At 39.0% G+C, this 15745-nt stretch carries 13 protein-coding genes; 3 read left to right on the top strand and 10 right to left on the bottom strand.

Annotated elements, in window-relative coordinates:
* Positions 1–92 precede the first annotated feature (92 nt).
* From adhE to PDT38_RS11250, 5 genes are all read right to left on the bottom strand, one after another.
* Positions 93–2696: a bifunctional acetaldehyde-CoA/alcohol dehydrogenase gene (gene adhE / locus PDT38_RS11270; RefSeq protein ID WP_270801517.1), complete on the bottom strand. Its 2604-nt coding sequence runs from the start codon at positions 2694–2696 to the stop codon at positions 93–95.
* 366 nt (positions 2697–3062) lie between these two features.
* Positions 3063–4463, bottom strand: a complete 1401-nt coding sequence (gene gnd, locus PDT38_RS11265; protein ID WP_270801514.1) for a decarboxylating NADP(+)-dependent phosphogluconate dehydrogenase — start codon at positions 4461–4463, stop codon at positions 3063–3065.
* A 16-nt stretch (positions 4464–4479) separates the two neighbouring features.
* Positions 4480–5823 carry a GntP family permease gene (locus tag PDT38_RS11260; RefSeq protein ID WP_270801511.1) on the bottom strand — a complete coding sequence of 448 codons (1344 nt, stop codon included), beginning with the start codon at positions 5821–5823 and terminating at the stop codon, positions 4480–4482.
* A 38-nt stretch (positions 5824–5861) separates the two neighbouring features.
* A complete protein-coding gene (gene gntK, locus PDT38_RS11255) occupies positions 5862–7388 on the bottom strand; it encodes a gluconokinase (RefSeq protein ID WP_270801509.1) in 1527 nt (508 codons plus the stop codon).
* Positions 7381–8100, bottom strand: coding sequence for a GntR family transcriptional regulator (locus PDT38_RS11250; RefSeq protein ID WP_270801507.1), 720 nt, complete (start codon positions 8098–8100; stop codon positions 7381–7383). The genes gntK and PDT38_RS11250 overlap by 8 nt, the downstream gene beginning before the upstream one ends.
* A gap of 278 nt (positions 8101–8378) precedes the next feature.
* On the opposite strand from PDT38_RS11250, the gene PDT38_RS11245 reads away from it, so the two are divergent.
* Together PDT38_RS11245 and PDT38_RS11240 are read left to right on the top strand one after the other, a co-directional pair.
* Positions 8379–8522, top strand: coding sequence for a hypothetical protein (locus PDT38_RS11245; protein WP_394356253.1), 144 nt, complete (start codon positions 8379–8381; stop codon positions 8520–8522).
* A 176-nt stretch (positions 8523–8698) separates the two neighbouring features.
* Positions 8699–9871, top strand: coding sequence for an ROK family transcriptional regulator (locus PDT38_RS11240; protein ID WP_270801505.1), 1173 nt, complete (start codon positions 8699–8701; stop codon positions 9869–9871).
* A gap of 305 nt (positions 9872–10176) precedes the next feature.
* Here PDT38_RS11240 and PDT38_RS11235 read toward each other — a convergent pair whose 3' ends face one another.
* From PDT38_RS11235 to PDT38_RS11215, 5 genes are all read right to left on the bottom strand, one after another.
* A complete protein-coding gene (locus tag PDT38_RS11235) occupies positions 10177–10371 on the bottom strand; it encodes a hypothetical protein (protein ID WP_270801503.1) in 195 nt (64 codons plus the stop codon).
* A complete protein-coding gene (locus PDT38_RS11230) occupies positions 10355–10816 on the bottom strand; it encodes a hypothetical protein (protein WP_270801501.1) in 462 nt (153 codons plus the stop codon). The genes PDT38_RS11235 and PDT38_RS11230 overlap by 17 nt, the downstream gene beginning before the upstream one ends.
* 329 nt (positions 10817–11145) lie before the next feature.
* Positions 11146–12627, bottom strand: coding sequence for a UDP-glucose--hexose-1-phosphate uridylyltransferase (gene galT / locus PDT38_RS11225; protein ID WP_270801500.1), 1482 nt, complete (start codon positions 12625–12627; stop codon positions 11146–11148).
* Positions 12628–12629: 2 nt separating this feature from the next.
* Complete coding sequence (gene galE, locus PDT38_RS11220; protein ID WP_270801498.1) at positions 12630–13625, bottom strand: UDP-glucose 4-epimerase GalE; 996 nt, start codon at positions 13623–13625, stop codon at positions 12630–12632.
* A 16-nt stretch (positions 13626–13641) separates the two neighbouring features.
* Positions 13642–14811: a galactokinase gene (locus PDT38_RS11215; RefSeq protein WP_270801496.1), complete on the bottom strand. Its 1170-nt coding sequence runs from the start codon at positions 14809–14811 to the stop codon at positions 13642–13644.
* 563 nt (positions 14812–15374) lie between these two features.
* Between PDT38_RS11215 and comI the strand changes: the two genes are divergently transcribed.
* Positions 15375–15473, top strand: coding sequence for a competence inhibitor ComI (gene comI / locus PDT38_RS11210; protein ID WP_270801494.1), 99 nt, complete (start codon positions 15375–15377; stop codon positions 15471–15473).
* The last annotated feature ends 272 nt before the right edge of the window (positions 15474–15745 follow it).

Below are 15745 nucleotides of genomic sequence, written 5' to 3'. Positions count from 1 at the left end.
AGGAAAGAAGGTTTTAAATTATTCATGGTTGACCGGAGCTAAAAAACAAAAAAAGCCATCCTCTAAAAGGATGACTTTCATTGAATTGATGATTAAACACCTTTAAATGCAGAACGGTAAATCTCAGCCAGCTCAGTTACCAATGGAAGTTTTGGATTAGCTGTTGTACATTGATCTTCAAAAGCACGGTCTGCTAAGGTATCTACTTTGCTTTCAAATGCTTGTGCATCAATATTGTTTTGTTTGAGGCTCATTGGAATATCAAGCTCTTTGGCTAGTTTAATAATGGCTTGAACTAAGCTTTCCACACCTTCTTCTGTTGTTTTTGCTGGTAAACCGAGTGTTCTAGCAATTTCCGCATAGCGTTGATCAGCTATAAAATGGTTGTATTTAGGGAATGCTGTGAATTTTTTCGGTTTAGTTGCATTATAGCGAATGACATGCGGTAATAAAACTGCATTTGCTCGTCCATGCGCAATGTGGAATTCGGCTCCTAGTTTATGTGCTAAACTATGGTTGATTCCTAGGAATGCGTTGGAAAAGGCCATACCAGCAATTGTTGATGCATTGTGTACCTTTTCACGTGCCAACTCGTCACTGCCGTTTTTGTATGCTCTTGGCAAGTATTCAAAGATGAGTTGGATGGCTTTCATTGCTAAACCATCAGTATAGTCATTGGCCATGCATGATACATAAGATTCAACAGCGTGTGTTAGTACGTCCATTCCTGTATCTGCTGTAATATGTTTTGGTACGGTCATGACAAACTGTGGATCAATGATCGCCACATCTGGTGTTAATTCATAATCAGCTAATGGGTATTTTGTGCCTGCCTCTTTATCTGTAATAACAGAGAATGAAGTGACCTCAGAACCTGTTCCAGATGTAGTTGGTATCGCTACGAATTGTGATTTTTCACCTAATTTCGGGTATTTGACAATACGTTTGCGAATATCTAAGAATTTTTGTTTTAATTCAAAGAATTTAGCATCTGGGTGTTCATAGAACATCCACATCCCTTTAGCGGCATCCATTGCAGAACCTCCACCAAGTGCGATGATAACATCTGGCTGGAATTTGGCCATCATGTCAACGCCTTTCATGACCGTTTCAATTGATGGATCAGGTTCTACTTCAGAGAAAATTTCGCAATGAACGTAATCCGGACGTTTTCTCAAGTAGTGAAGAACGCGGTCAACATAGCCGAATTTCACCATTCCAGGGTCTGTTACAATAAATGCTTTTGAGATATTAGGCATTTTCGCTAAATATTGAGTAGAATTTTTTTCGAAATAAATTTTTGGCGGAACTTTAAACCATTGCATATTAACATTCCTTTTCGCCACTTTTTTAGTGTTGACTAAATGAATTGCACCTACGTTTGTAGAGACAGCATTTCCTCCATAAGTACCACAGCCAAGTGTTAGGGATGGCATATAGGCATTGTAAATATCACCAATTGCTCCTTGGGAAGATGGAGCATTCACAATGATCCGACCTGCTTTCATTCTTAGTCCAAATTTTTGAATTGCATCTTGATCGGTTGTATGAATCACGGCAGAGTGGCCGATACCGCCAAACTCTAGCATCTGTTCGGCTCGTTCTAAACCTTCTTGAAGGCCGTTTACTTTGTAGCAGGCTAAAACAGGACTTAGTTTTTCTCTTGAAAGCGGATATTGCGGTCCGACACCTTTTAATTCGGCAACAAGGATTTTTGTGTCTTCTGGAACTTTTACACCAGCCATTTCAGCAATTTTATATGCAGGCATACCGACAATATCAGGATTTACGGCACACTTATCTTCATTGATGACCAGTTTTTCAACTTTTGCTTTTTCACTTTCATTTAAGAAATAGCAATTGTGGGATGTCATTTCAGCTTTTACATCTGAATACACATCTTTATCAATGATCACAGCCTGTTCTGAAGCGCAAATCATTCCATTATCAAATGTTTTTGATAAAATGAGATCGTTTACAGCTTGTTTTAGGTGAGCTGTTTTTTCAATATAGCAAGGAACGTTTCCAGGTCCAACGCCAAGAGCTGGTTTACCGGAGCTATAAGCGGATTTCACCATACCGGCGCCCCCTGTTGCAAGAATGAGGGAAACCTTCGGATGAGTCATTAAACCTTGAGTAGCATCTAATGATGGTGTTTCAATCCACTGAATGCAATTTTCTGGTGCTCCTGCTTGAATGGCTGCATCTCTAAGTATTCTTGCTGCCTCACTGCTGCATTTTTGTGCAGATGGATGGAAAGCAAAGACAATCGGGTTTCTTGTTTTAATTGAAATTAAAGCTTTGAACATAGTGGTTGATGTCGGGTTCGTAACTGGTGTCACCCCAGCAATTACACCAACCGGTTCCGCTATTTCAATTACACCAGCATGGGGATCTTCGTTAATAATCCCAACGGTTTTATTGTTTTTAATATTATGATAGACATATTCTGTTGCAAACATATTCTTGATAATCTTATCTTCGTATACACCGCGTTTTGTTTCTTCAATCGCAAGCTTTGCAAGAGGCATATGCTGATCTAGTCCAGCCAACGCCATTTGTTTCACAATATGGTCGATTTTCTCCTGATCAAAGCTGCGGAATTCTTCTAGTGCCTTAAGACCTTTTTCTACGAGTTGATCAATCATTTTTGAGACATTTTGCTTTTGTTTCATTTCCTTCTCTTCGACTGCCATTGTAAACCCTCCGTTGAAATTGATAGTTTTTCACTCATTTACAAAATAGGATTTCTGGGATTTTCTTGAAAGAAAAATGAAATACATTAACAGCTAATCAACCTAAAAGTTTGTGAAATATTTCACAAGTTGAAATAAAAAATTTTAAGTTGATATTGTTTTTGATAAGAATCATGTTTTTTCATCCTATCAGCTCCTTATTCTAGGACTGAAATTATCATAACATGGAGTTGATCATAAAAGTTTGTGAAATATTGAACAAAGTATGAATCATCATCAAAATAGGTCTTATCGCATATAAATGAAATTCCAAATGGATAAGTCTAATGGCATAAATGTATGCATTCAGTTCATTGAATGTGCTGTTCACTGTTGCCAATTCGTATGAAAATGTCCTTCCATATCTGTTCGTCCATACGTATGCGAACCGAAGTAATCGCGCTGAGCCTGCAAAAGGTTTGCATTTGATCGACCAGTACGATAGCTGTCATAATATGAGAGGGAGGTGCTTAAGCATGGGAGTGAAATACCTGTATTTATGCCGTTACAGACAACTTTCCGTAATCCTGTTTGATATTCCTTCAGTTTTTCAGCAAAGTAGGGGGCGATTAGCAAATTAGGCAATTCCGGCTGATCTTGGAGCACTTCACTGATCGTATTTAAAAACTCGGCACGGATGATACAGCCACCTCGGAATATCAGGGCGATATCTTTTAAAGGTAAATCCCATCCGTACAGTTTAGAAGTCATATGGTATTGGGCAAAGCCTTGAGCGTAGGCACAAACTTTTCCCATATATAGCGCTTGTCTGACATCGTCAATTGATAAATTTAGTTGTTGCCCTTTTCTTTTTGGTCCGATTAAGATGGTTTCCGCAAAAACACGTTCAGGTTTTAAAGAAGAAAGGTAGCGGGCAAATAAGGCCTCTGTGATAATTGATGATGGTATGCCATGATGAATAGCTTGAATGGTTGTCCATTTGCCTGTTCCTTTTTGGCCTGTTTGATCAAGAATCACGTCAATAAGCGGCTGACCTGTTCGCTCGTCTTTCTTCCGTAAAATATGCGCTGTGATTTCAATTAAATAGCTTTTCAATTCACCTTCGTTCCATGTTTCAAAAATATGGGCTATCTCATCAATAGATAAATGCAATGTATCTCTTAAACATGTATAGGCTTCCGCAATCAACTGCATATCTGCGTATTCAATCCCATTGTGCACCATTTTTACAAAATGCCCTGCACCTTTTGGGCCAATATACACGCAGCATGAATCATCACCGACTCGCGCAGCGATTTTTTTCAGAGAGGGAGCCACTTTTTCATAAATTTCTTGGTCCCCGCCGGGCATAATGGCAGGCCCTTTTAAAGCACCTGCTTCTCCGCCTGAAATGCCAATGCCTAAGTAGCCGATCGCGTTTGTTTTTAGCTTCTCATATCTTCGTTCTGTATCTTTATAATGAGAGTTGCCACCGTCCATGATGATGTCCCCTTTATCAAGCAAGGGGATGAGTGAGTCAATCACTGAATCTACCGGCTGACCGGCTGTCACCATGAGAAGAATTTTTCGCGGCTTTTGAATAGATTGAACAAAATCTTGGAGTTTATCATAAGGAAAGACAGCTTCTCCATTCAGCTGTTGTACAAGTCGATCAGTTAAGTCTCTTGTGTAATTATAGACAGCCACTTTTTCCTTTTTGCTGGCTAGGTTGAGGGCAATGTTGCTGCCCATAACCCCTAACCCTATGATACCGATTGTATTTAACATATGATCTACTCCTTTGTTATACAAATAGGCTAATCAAGAGAATGAATCCTAATCCGGCTACAGAGATCACAGATTCTAGCAATGTCCATGTTGCAAATGTTTCTTTCATGCTTAAACCAAAGTACTCTTTGAACATCCAGAAGCCAGCGTCATTTACATGGGAAGCGATTACACTTCCGGCGCCTGTTGCAAGTACCACTAGAGCAAGATTGACATCAGACCCGAGCATTGGAATCACTAATCCTGTCGTGCTTAATGCGGCAACTGTGGCAGATCCTAAAGAAATGCGCAAAATGGCTGCGATCATCCAGGCAAGTAAGATCGGGGACATGGAAGTTCCTTTAAATAATTCGGCCACATAGTTACCCACCCCACCATTAATTAAGACTTGTTTGAAGGCACCGCCCCCACCGATGATCAATAGCATCATTCCGATTTGGGAAATGGCGGCCGAACAAGAATCCATTACGGTTTTAATGGGAATGTTTCTGGCAATCCCCATCGTATAGATGGCAACTAATAAAGAGATTACCATTGAAGTCGATGCATTTCCGATGAATTGTATGACGGCAAGTCCTCCATTTTCAGCCAACCCGAGGGTTTCTTGAAGTAAAGTCATGATGGTAGAGACGGACATGATAATGACAGGAAGCAGTGCTGTAAAGACACTGATTCCAAAACTAGGTGTATCTTCAAGTTTGAATGTTTTATGTTCACCCAAAGATGTAATATTGCCAGTTTTCATAAAGACTTGAGGGGTGAATTTTTTCGTAAACTTCGTAAATAGAGGTCCGGCTATTAGCACTGTTGGGATGGCAACAACGAAACCGTAAAGCAATACTTCCCCGATGTCGGCACCATACTCTCCGGCAATTGCTGTTGGTCCCGGATGTGGCGGCAGAAATCCGTGTGTAACAGATAAAGCTGCGACCATTGGAATGCCGAGAAATAAAATAGAAATCTTTAATTCTTTTGAAATCGCAAAAATAATGGGAATTAATAAAACTAATCCTACTTCAAAGAAAAGAGCAACACCGATAATAAATGAGGCAATGACAACGGCCCATTGAATGTTTTTTTCGCCAAACTTGTTGACGAGAGTCATGGCAATCCGCTGTGCGCCACCTGAGTCAGCAATTAGCTTGCCCAGCATGGCACCAAGACCAAAAATCAGGGCAATGTGACCAAGGGTTCCCCCTAATCCCTCTTCAATCGTTTTGACAATCTTATCCAATGGCATTCCCAGTGCTAATGCAGAGCCAAACGAGACAATCATTAAGGAAACAAAAGTGTTTAGCTTCAAACCCATAATCAACAGCAGTAATACAACAATTGCGATTGCTACAATAATTAATGGCATGATTTAGCATCTCCAATTCGTTTGCCTTTTTTATTGATTCAATGTCTTTGATAATGAGCGATTTGTGTATATTGTTTTTCCAAAGCTTTTGCTATGTTCATAAAGATTGGTGTCAATTGTCTGTACTCTTTTACTGCCCTTTCATTTGGCAAATGTCGGCTAGTACTGCCAATCATGTCAGAGACAATGTCAAAGGAGTTAATTTTTTCAGTGGCATATAGACCTAAAATGCAGGCACCCAGACATGAGCTTTCAAAACGATCTGGTACAGCGACTTCTGATTCAAAAATATCGGCTATCATTTGCCGCCATAAACTTGATCTTGCAAACCCCCCTGTTGCTACAATTCGGGAGACAGATCCGTCCATACATTCAGTCAAAGCCAAAAAGACAGTATATAAATTGTAAATGACGCCTTCCATTGCTGCGCGAATCAGATGTTCTTTCTTATGTGACATGGTGAGGCCAAAGAATGAGCCGCGCACATCAGGGTTCCATAAGGGAGCACGTTCACCGGCGAGATAGGGATGAAATAACAATCCGTCAGCCCCTGGTTTGACGCGTTCAGCCAGTTTAGTTAATACATCATACGGATCCATTCCGAGTCGTTTTGCTGTTTCTATTTCTGAAGAAGCGAATTCATCTTTAATCCAGCGAAGAACGATTCCGCCATTGTTTACAGGTCCACCAATGACCCAGTGATCCTCGGTTAAGGCATAGCAAAAAATCCGGCCTTTTTCATCAGTTTGGGGTTTGTCTATCATTGTGCGAATGGCGCCGCTTGTCCCAATGGTGACGGCAATTTCTCCTTTTTTAATGGCTCCTACACCTAAGTTGGAAAGTACGCCATCACTTGCACCGATGACAAAAGGTGTATGAGGGTCAATGCTCATCAATTTAGCGAATCCACGGTGGCAATTTTGAAAAATCGCTGTCGTAGGCACAAGCTTTGATAAATGATGACGTTTCACACCTGCGATGGTTAAGGCTTGATCATCCCAATCCAAGCTTTTTAAATTCATCATTCCCATTGCTGAAGCGAGCGAATAATCGATGACATATTGGTCAAACAGTTTTTTAAAGATGTACTCTTTGATTCCGATATATTTTTTGGCTTTTAAGGCTACTTCAGGACGTTCGTTCACAATCCAGGCCAGTTTGCTTAAAGGTGACATCGGATGAATGGGGGTCCCAGTTCGTTTATAGACTTCTTGACCATTTCGTTCTTCTTTTATTTGTTGAGCCCAGCCCTCACTTCGATTATCAGCCCAAGTGATGCACGGTGTTAATGGCTGATCATGTTGATCCATGGCAATGACACTGTGCATGGCACTACTGAATGATACAAAGGAGAGCTTTTTTTGTGGATGCTGTTTCATGATGTTAGCAGCCGCAGTGATAACAGCCTGAAAAATTTCTTCAGGGTTTTGTTCAGCTGTTGAGATATCTGGTGTGTAGAGCGGATAACAGATCTGTTCTTTTTGAATGATATCCCCTTTTTCATTAAATAAAACAGCCTTCGTACTTGTTGTGCCAATATCAATACCTAACATAAAACTAGTCATCTTCTAGTTCAGCCCCTTTAGACAACATTTGTTGCGATAACCAAAGATCTTCTACTTTTTCTTGGACATCATCAAAATTTTGATGTAACGACTGAATCATCAGGGCTCTATCTTTTGTTTGAATCGCTTGAATATAAAGCTCATGATTATCCAAAATTCGTGTAAAGTCTTCATACTTTTCTTTTAAACGGGCCCGCATTGATAAAAGAATGAAACTTTCCATAACAGGTTTTAAATTGTTCCAAATCATCAAGATGTATGAATGATGAATGGACCTCACAATCGTTTCATGGAATAAGACGTCTTGAAGTGAAAACTCATCAGCATCTTGATATTTGATAGAAACTTTCATCATTTCCAGTATTTTGCTGAGGTCTTTTACTAACTGATTGACATCAGCTGTTGCCAGTCGTTCGAATACAAAGGTTTCTATTAACAAGCGCACATCATATATTTCTCCAATTTCTTTTTCTGTTAATCCAATCACTATGGCGCCCATTCGCTCTAAGCGAATCAGTTTTTCTGCTGCTAGTATTTTCAAGGCTTCACGAACAGGTGACCGGCTGACAGAAAATTCAGCGGCAAGTTTGTTTTCTGATAGTCTTGTACCACTTTCGATGACTCCGGAAATGATACGCATTCTAAGTTCACATGCTACACGTTCACCAGTTGAAGCTCGTGCAAGCCATTTTTCTGGATATAAATAGTTCATCCACTCACCTCCTCATCATAAAGTATACTTGTATACAAGTATAATACTGCTAACATTTTCATTTTGCAAGCGGTTTCAATATATTTGGATTTCACAAAACCATTAAGTAAAATTGATTTATATAATATGTAAAGGTTGCTTTACCAGTTGAAAGAAGAGAACATGAATGGGGGCAAAAACAAACAGGACATTTAACCAATCGAATGACTGTATGAAGAGCTGAGCGAAGAATGACGCAAAGGAAATGAGCTGAAAAAGCTGGGGTTAGTAGACAAACGATGACTTCAATCGAAAATAAAAGATATACCCCCTCCTTAACATTAGCTTTTGAAATTGGTGTAGGTGTAGATATAACGGAAGTGTTTCAATATGTTCAAGAGATTCTTGAAAGAAAACGCTTTTATCATGGTAAGAGAGATTAAACATGAATGCTTTATATACGCAAGGTTCCCCCTCATTTTATTCATTTAGTGTTATTGTAGCAGCTAAACATCTATAAACGATCTATTTTTAAGACAAGTAAATAAATGTTTATTAATTTAATTTATTAACTGTGGTACAATCAATCTTATGATAGTTTTAAAATGGAGGATTCCCTATGCAGCGTGGTACATTTCAATTAATGAAATCAGTTAATAAATCGATCATCTTGAATAAGATTAGAACAGCTGAGCCGATATCGAGAGCAGAGATTGCGAAGGAAACGAAAATTACGCCTCCGACAGTCAGCAGCATTGTGAAAGAGCTAATAGACCAAGGATTAGTGAAGGAAAGTAGATTAGGTCACTCTAGCGGGGGACGGAAACCAACAATGTTGCACATTCATACAGGTGCTTTTTATGTGATCGGGGTTGATGCGGGGCCTGAAGCGGTGGAAGGTGTATTAACTGATTTATCAGGTGATATTCTTCAGCGTTCATCTTGTCTACTCAAAAAACCGATTACTGGTGAGCAGTTTATTGAAGTTTTAAAGGATGTCATTCGTTCAATTTTAGATTTGTCTAAAGTAAATCAAGAAAAAATCATCGGCATTGGAATCGCGATGCACGGGGTCGTTGATACTGAAACAGGAATGTCACTGATCGCCCCTAATTTAAATTTGAAAAACATACCTATTCAAGCGGAGCTAGAAAAAGACTTTGATTTAAAGGTAAAGGTAGAAAATGATGCTCGCGCAATGGCATTAGGTGAATCATGGTTTGGTGGCCATGGTGATATTGCTAGTATGGCTGTCGTTAATATTGGGCGAGGTGTTGGGGCAGGTGTTGTGATCAATGGGAAGTTATATTATGGGGCTCATGGAATTGCCGGAGAGTTTGGGCATATGACCATTGATATGAATGGTCAGATTTGTGAATGTGGAAATCGTGGCTGTTTGCAAACATTTGTGAGTGGAGCAGCGATTGCCAGACGAGGAAGGCATCAGTTGAAAGATAGTCGATTTACGGCTAAAGATTTGTTTGACATGGCAGAAAAAGGTAATCAAGCTTGTGTCGATCTGTTTCATGAAACGGGTCATATCATTGGAATCGGCTTAACAAACTTCATTCATCTTGTAAATCCAAGAAAAATTGTCTTAGGTGGTGGGGTCATGAAAAGTGAAAAATTCATGATGCCGACCATCATCGAAACAATCCAGAAAAACGCTTTAACTGTTGAAGCTAGACAAACAAAGGTGACGGTGACTCAACTTGGTGATGATGCAACATTATTAGGGGCAGTTTCATTACTATTGGTAGAGCTATTTGATCCAATCAAAAAAATAGGCTGAAATCATCATTCAGCCTATTTAATTATGTTAATCACATGATAAATACTGGGCTGTCTAAAAAGTCCTTTAGCAACATGGATCAGGGGGGATTGCGAGACCCCGTAGGAGCAAAGAACGAGCTTCGAGCAGGCTCGCGGATCGCCCGCGAAAAGCGAGCAAATTCCCTGACGTTCATTCATGCACATTACTTTCAGGCCCCCATCTTTTACAAAAACCTCTTCTGCTTGATGGTAGGCATTGACTTCCGGTGGGTTAACTAGCAAATCAGTTCAGTCTGTAAACAAGGAGGCAGGAAGCTAAGCCGATTACGCTTTGATGTAGTGAACATCAGCATGTAGAGGAAAAAGTACGAGTGGATATTCATTTCTCAAGACTAGATCAATTTCAAAGATATCATTGCGATTTCTTGCAATAGGGGTAACTGTATGATGTGGTGCACTATTTGTAAATATGATGACATCCATAAGTTCATCAGCGTTTAGTTTATTCGTTATGTTCAAGCCGAATTTCTTTAATCGTTTTATCCAAAGTTGATCGCTTCAAATGAAACTTAAAGAATAGTGGGTTAGCTTTTTGAAGCTCGGATAGATAAACACTGGCATACGAATCGATGATAGTAAATTCAGGCCTTTTTTGATATTCTCTGCTTTCACCAATGCTAGCTAGAAATTCGATATACTTTTTCGATCCAACTTTATATTGCAAGTTGCGTTTTTTAAAATATTTATTGAGTAATCGTTTTCCTTGACCAATGGTAAACGTGTCAACCTCCACGTCAGACAAATCCTGACCTGACTTCTTTGCATTTTTAATCATCGTTTTTTGCTGGGTAGTTAACGGAAAATGACTTGCATCACTTTCTTCTTTGTTTTTATAAATCACAGCAAAAATAACGCCAGCGATAACCATCACTGTACATAAAGCGATAACAACATACTTTTTCATAAACGCCTCCTTAACATCCATAATCCTCAATCTATGTATAACATTACTAGATTATTTTAGTTTCTAGTCTAGCACTGTCTATTAAAAAATGCCATGATAGCGGGGCTGTCAAAAATGCAACAAGGCGTTTTTCCACTTGTTTTGTCGTTTTTTTTCTAAAAGGAATTAGCGAATGTCAGCTACTATCAGTATGTTGTGGGATAATGCCACAATTCCAATTTCGCTATCTAATATGTAGTGGTTAGCCATTCAACCGAATCAATCTCTTTTAATCATAAAGACTCCTCATAAGGTATCTGTCTACCTTATGGGGAGCAACAAACAAAATGTCATTTCTGATTAATAGCGTGAATGAAGCGCATAAATGCTTGGTGTTCTTTAAATACTCCGGCATCTTCAAGTACTTTTACAAATTTCTTACCAACTTCTTGACGTAACATCTCTTCTGCTTGATCTTCGTTCGTAAGTGTTCCATACTTACTTTTGAGCTCTTCTGCCCATGTTTGATGATAGGCTTTGACTTCGGTTGGCTGACCGAGCAGATATTTTTTTATTTCCGTAAGTTCAGTTTTTAAACGAGGAGGCAGGACAGCCAAGCCCATTACCTCAATCAATCCAATGTTTTCCTTTTTGATGTGGTGAACATCAGCATGTGGATGAAAAAGTCCGAGCGGATGTTCATCTGTTGTTCGGTTATTTCTCAAGACTAGATCGATTTCAAAGATACCGTTGCGATGTCTCGCAATTGGGGTCACTGTATTATGTGGTGTACCATTTGTAAATGCGACGACATCTGCTAGTTCATCAGAGTATGTTTGCCAAGTCGTAAAAATGTCATTTGCCGCCTTGGAAAGACTGCTTAATGTTGTTCCTTTTAAACGGATAACAGACATTGGCCATTTTAAGACAGAAGCTTCAATATCCGGATGAGCTGTTAACTGAAATGAGAAAGCAGCATCCGCCCGTGTCATCGCAAATTCATAACACCCGGCTTGATAATGATCATGGCTTAAGATAGAGCCTCCGACAATTGGTAAATCCGCATTTGATCCAATAAAGTAGTGAGGGAAATTTTTTGTAAAGGTCAGTAACCTTTCAAAGACATGCTCATCAATTTTCATATGACGATGTTCTTCAGAGAATAAAATGCTGTGTTCGTGATAGTAAGCGTATGGAGAGTATTGGAAAAACCAATTTTCTCCGAGTAAAGGAATCTTAATCACTCTATGGTTTGCCCGTGCCGGGTAGCCAAGCCGTCCAGTGTATCCTTCGTTTTCCTTGCATAAAAGACATTTTGGATAGTTGTGGTTTTGCTTAAGAGCACGTTCTCGTTTAATTTGTTCAGGATCTTTTTCTGGTTTTGATAAATTAATCGTAATGTCCATTTGACCGTAAGCGGTATCCACTTTAAATTTCATATTTTTTGCAATCTGTTTTGTTTGGATGTAATTGCTGTTTTCACTAAGATGATAAAAATATGATGTTGCTGCAACAGGTGATTCCTTATATTTTTGGTTGAAAACTGAATGGACAACCGATGGTCTTGGGACAAAACAGTTCATGATATTTGCAGATAATATTTCTTTGTCACTGATCGTCTCACTGACTAAGTTATGCTCAACAGCATAGGCTACTATTTTTTCGAGCAGATCTGGGATAGACTCATCACGAATAGTGCCGACTTCTTCAGGAAATGAATCTAGTTTTAATAGATTCATGACCTGATTTCGGGTATAAATCACATCAGCGGATTCAATTAAGTTTAATGCAACTGCTTTTTGAATGAGACTCTCGATGTTTCTGTAAATCACGGTTACACTCCCTTTTCATAGCCGTTTGGATGTGATGAATGCCATTTCCAAGCATCTTCAATGATTTTTTTTACAGAAGTCCGAGATGGATTCCAGTTGAGTATTTTTTTTGCTTTGTCAGACGAGGCAATCAAAATACTTGGATCACCAGCTCTCCGCCTTCCGATTTGCGTAGGAATTTCTTTCCCAGTAACCATTCTAGCTGTCTGAATCATTTCTTTGACGGAAAAACCTTGGTTGCTGCCAAGGTTGAATACATCACTTTTGCCACCATTTTGCAAGTATTCTAATGCTAATAAATGGGCGTCGATCAGATCTTCAACATGGACATAGTCACGGATGCATGTTCCGTCAGAAGTGTCATAATCATCTCCGAAAATCGTGATGTGAGGTCTCTGACCTAAAGCTGTCTGTAAGATAATGGGGACAAGGTGTGTTTCAGGATGGTGGTCTTCACCGATCTCCCCGGTTTCTCTTGCACCAGCTACATTAAAATAACGTAAAGAAACATAGTTGACTCCATGAGCTTCAGCAGTTCGCTTAATTAATTTTTCCATGGTCAGTTTTGTTTCGCCGTAAGTACTAGTCGGACTTGTTGGCATTTCTTCTGTAATCGGTACTGATTCAGGTTCACCATAGGTGGCTGCAGTTGATGAGAACACAATATTTTTCACGTCATGTTCAATCATCGCTTGCAGTAATACCTGTGTTCCATACACATTGTTATCAAAATATTTGAGAGGATGTTCCATTGACTCGCCAACAAGGGAATGAGCGGCGAAATGGATGACCGCCTCAATGTCTTCTTTTTGAAAGACAGAACGAAGGAAGTCGATATTACGGATATCCCCTTCATAGAAAACAGCCTCAGGATGGAGGGCGTTTCTTTGACCAGTATCAAAATTATCAATCACAACAACACTCTCATTTTTGTCAATTAATTGGTAGACAGCATGTGATCCAATATATCCTGCCCCGCCTAATACCAATACACTCATTTAAAACACCTCATCTCTAAATTTCTTTGGCACCGTCACCAATTGCGGCTGTATAGAACGATGCTTCATAACCGACTGTTTGTTGGTAAATGGTATTTACATTTTTCTTGAAATCTTCAACCGCTTCTTTCTCAACAATGGCAATTGCACAGCCGCCAAATCCAGCTCCGGTCATACGCGCGCCCAAGACCCCTTTTTGTTCCCAGGCAGTCTGGACAATCGTATCAAGCTCAAGACCGGTTACTTCATAATCATCCCTTAATGATAGATGAGATTCATTCATGAGGATGCCAAAAGCTGTCAGGTCACCTTGTTGAAGCTTTTCCAGTGCTTTTAATGTTCGAACGTTTTCATATACAGCGTGTTTTGCCCGTTTTTGGTTTACTTTATTTTGAATAAGATGTCGATGTTTCTCGAACTCTTCAGTTGTTAATTGACCTAAGCTACTGATAGAAAGTGTCGTTTGTAAATCACTTAATGCCTTTTCACACTCGATTCGTCTTTCATTATATTTAGATCCAGCCAATGTTCGTTGCTTATTTGTATTCATAATGATCATGACATGCTCATTTAAGGTAAATGGAGCATATTTGTAGTCTAATGTTTGGCAATTTAAGAGGATGGCATGGTCTTTCTTACCCATACCGATTGCGAATTGATCCATAATTCCGCTGTTCACACCAATGTATGCGTTTTCAACTCTTTGCCCAAGCTTGATTAACGATATAGGTTCCATTTTCAGCTCGAACAGTTCATTTAACAAAACACCTGTTGCAAGTTCAATCGATGCTGAAGATGAGAGGCCTGCACCATTTGGTATATTCCCATAGAACAAAATATCAGCACCGTGGAGAATTTGTTTCCCAACTTCTTTTAATAAATATAGCATCCCTTTTGGATAATTGGCCCAGTTGTGTGATTGATTAAAGGTTAAATCAGTCAGTTCGCATTCAATCATCCCTATGTCAGGGAAATTCATTGAGTAGAAGCGAATTTTTTGGTCGTCACGTTTCAGACCGAGTGCATATGTGCCATATGAAATAGCGGCAGGAAAAACATGACCGCCATTATAATCCGTATGTTCTCCAATTAAATTGATTCTTCCAGGTGCAAAAAAGGCTCTAGGAGTCTTTGATGTATTGAAAATGGAGTGAAATTCTTTTGATAAAGCGGCTACTGTATTCATAACTCCTCCTAATTAATCAGACATACTTAATAAATTAATTTAATTAAGTTAACTCAAGTGTACTACGACTGTTCAATATATGCAATAAAAAGTCGTGTCGCTTTTAAGGGAAGGTTTTTCTAATAAAATCAAGAAATATTCATCAGGCTGTTGATCTCATGAAAGACGTGTTTTTAATGAATTCGCAAAAGTATTGGGACAGCTTCAATCAATCGTTGACAAGTCTATATACATGAAATTTTCTAGTGAGAAACATTTTATAATTTCTCAGGCTGTTCACCAATGGAATATAACATAATAAAAGATTGAAAGCATGGCTTTTTCCTTCTAGGCGACAAACCATATAACCAACATGACGGATGAGCTTTTCCAAAGCTAACAGAAGCAAATAAGAAGAGGAATCCTAGTTATTACTTTCGTGTACTGTCTTCTAAAAAGGAAATGGGATGAAACCTTAGGTGAAAGAGCCTTAATAAGCTGACTCTTCCTATTAGGCTTGGGGTCTTGTGTTTTTCATAAAGTTCCTATAAAGCCTCCAGTTCTGAAAGAGGGGAGGTGAGATCATGGCTGTGGAAAGCGCAATTCAATTGATGATTTCTTTTGGAATCCTGATTGTAGGAATTCTGTCGCTTGCCCATAGTTTTTTGAATAAAAAAAAGTAAGAACGCCCCAGACTCCCACATCTTAGCGTTCCTACTCAAAATTAGACTTTTGGAAAAAGCCGACTCCCTTACAGGAGCTATTCTATTGCCGATCGGAGATGTTGATAGCATCTTCGATCTTTTTGTTTTATATTATGTTCTTTTGTATCAATTGTATTCATGTGTATTGCGAATTTTATTCTCAAAAATATATTTTATATTTATTGTAGCACAACATAATAGTAAAGTATACGTCACTAAATTAAAAGCCAAATATCTGATAAACAAGCAAA

It is taken from the genome of Bacillus changyiensis, assembly GCF_027706145.1.
Classification (GTDB): Bacteria; Bacillota; Bacilli; order Bacillales; family Bacillaceae; genus Bacillus; species Bacillus changyiensis.
The sequence above is the reverse complement of the archived record's forward strand: the minus strand, read 5'-3'. Positions and strand labels throughout refer to the sequence as shown.

Bases quoted from the DNA above. Each gene is read 5' to 3' on its own strand.
- adhE (WP_270801517.1), bottom strand. From the start codon at position 2,696: ATGGCAGTCGAAGAGAAGGAAATGAAACAAAAGCAAAATGTCTCAAAA.
- gnd (WP_270801514.1), bottom strand. From the start codon at position 4,463: ATGTTAAATACAATCGGTATCATAGGGTTAGGGGTTATGGGCAGCAAC.
- PDT38_RS11260 (WP_270801511.1), bottom strand. From the start codon at position 5,823: ATGCCATTAATTATTGTAGCAATCGCAATTGTTGTATTACTGCTGTTG.
- gntK (WP_270801509.1), bottom strand. From the start codon at position 7,388: ATGACTAGTTTTATGTTAGGTATTGATATTGGCACAACAAGTACGAAG.
- PDT38_RS11250 (WP_270801507.1), bottom strand. From the start codon at position 8,100: ATGAACTATTTATATCCAGAAAAATGGCTTGCACGAGCTTCAACTGGT.
- PDT38_RS11245 (WP_394356253.1), top strand. From the start codon at position 8,379: ATGACTTCAATCGAAAATAAAAGATATACCCCCTCCTTAACATTAGCT.
- PDT38_RS11240 (WP_270801505.1), top strand. From the start codon at position 8,699: ATGCAGCGTGGTACATTTCAATTAATGAAATCAGTTAATAAATCGATC.
- PDT38_RS11230 (WP_270801501.1), bottom strand. From the start codon at position 10,816: ATGAAAAAGTATGTTGTTATCGCTTTATGTACAGTGATGGTTATCGCT.
- galE (WP_270801498.1), bottom strand. From the start codon at position 13,625: ATGAGTGTATTGGTATTAGGCGGGGCAGGATATATTGGATCACATGCT.
- PDT38_RS11215 (WP_270801496.1), bottom strand. From the start codon at position 14,811: ATGAATACAGTAGCCGCTTTATCAAAAGAATTTCACTCCATTTTCAAT.
- comI (WP_270801494.1), top strand. From the start codon at position 15,375: ATGGCTGTGGAAAGCGCAATTCAATTGATGATTTCTTTTGGAATCCTG.